Genomic DNA, 1,338 nt, shown 5'->3' on the forward strand with positions numbered 1-1,338 from the left:
GCAGCGGGCACGGCGATGGCGCTCCAGGCCGCCTTGACCGCGTTGCACTCGGTGGCGCCGTAGGCGGCCTTGGCGGAGGTGACGGTCGCGGCGCGCGCGGCGCGGTGGTTCCAGCCGGAGGTCTTGAGCAGCAGCCCGCCCATGAAGATCTTCGCGGCCTTCTGGACGCCGACGCCGGTGACGGAGGAGGGGCCGCCGGCGCAGATCGGGCTGTTCGGCTTGCCGCCGCCGGGGCTGGAGCCCTCGGCGAGCAGGTAGAACCAGTGGTTCTGCGGGCCCGCGGCGGCGTGCACCTCGGTGCCGGGGCCGAGTTGCGTGTAGCAGTTGGGGTCGCCGTTGACCAGTGAGGGGTTGTACATGTTGCGGATGGGGCGGGTGTCGCCGTAGAAGCGGGCCTTCTCGCCGACGGTGTAGTCGGGCGGGTCGGCGGGGCTGTCGACGTACGCCTCGGTGATGGCGCCGAAGATGTCGCCGGTGGACTCGTTCATGCCGCCGTTCTCGCTGCCCGAGCCGCTGCCGCCGGGGGTGCGGTCGAAGATCTCGTGCCCGTATTCGTGCGCGACGACGTCGATGGACGTGAGCTGGTTGGTGCCGGTCTGGTTGCGGCCGTAAGTGGTCTTGGAGCCGTCGTAGTAGGCGTTGACGACGCTGAGGCCGGCGCGGGCGGGGACGAGGCCGCCGCGGCCGTTCTGGCCGTTGTAGCCGGTCCACTCCTTGAGCATGTCGAACTCCTGCTGGGCCGCGTACATGATGTCGACGCAGGCGGTCTCCAGGTCGTTGGCGCCGCCGTTGCCCCAGGGCGGGGTGGTGTACGGGGCGCCGTTCTGGCCGCCGCACTGGAAGCCGGTGCGGAGCGGGTCGGTCATGGAGTTGGCGGCGGTGTCGATCTCGACGGTGCCGTAGTGATAGCCCTGCCCGGAGGCGTCGCGGACCTGCTCGCGGGTCTCGGCGACCTTGCCGGTGCGGGCGTCGACGTACACCTCGCGCACGCTGGGGGCGCCGGCTGCGGTGGTGCCGGTGACGGTGGACTTCCAGATCAGCACGCCCTCGCCGGCCCCGCCGCCGCTGGCTTCCTTGAGCAGCACGCCCAGTTCGGGCGCCGTGGCCTTCTCGGGGTGGGCGACCCGCGCGGTGGCGGTGCGTTCTGCTGCCGCGGCCGGGATCCGGGCGCGCGGGGAGAGCGACAGCTCGGGCGCGGGCGCGGCGGCCACGTCGAGGACGCGCCCGCGGCTGTCGGCGAGCACGACGGCGTCGCCCCCGGTGACCGGCAGCCCGAGGTAGGTGCGTTCGTACGCGGCGTAGTAGAGCCCGTCGTCCCAGGGGGTCACCCGGGTGCGG

General features: G+C 72.9%; 1 protein-coding gene. It reads right to left on the bottom strand.

Annotated elements, in window-relative coordinates; all coding sequences use genetic code 11:
- Nucleotides 1-1,338: M4 family metallopeptidase (locus H5J30_RS33665; RefSeq protein WP_181791563.1), on the bottom strand; the 1,338-nt coding region annotated here is incomplete at both ends.

The sequence above is a fragment of the Streptomyces phytophilus genome (genome assembly GCF_013870535.1).
Taxonomy (GTDB): domain Bacteria; phylum Actinomycetota; class Actinomycetes; order Streptomycetales; family Streptomycetaceae; genus Streptomyces; species Streptomyces phytophilus.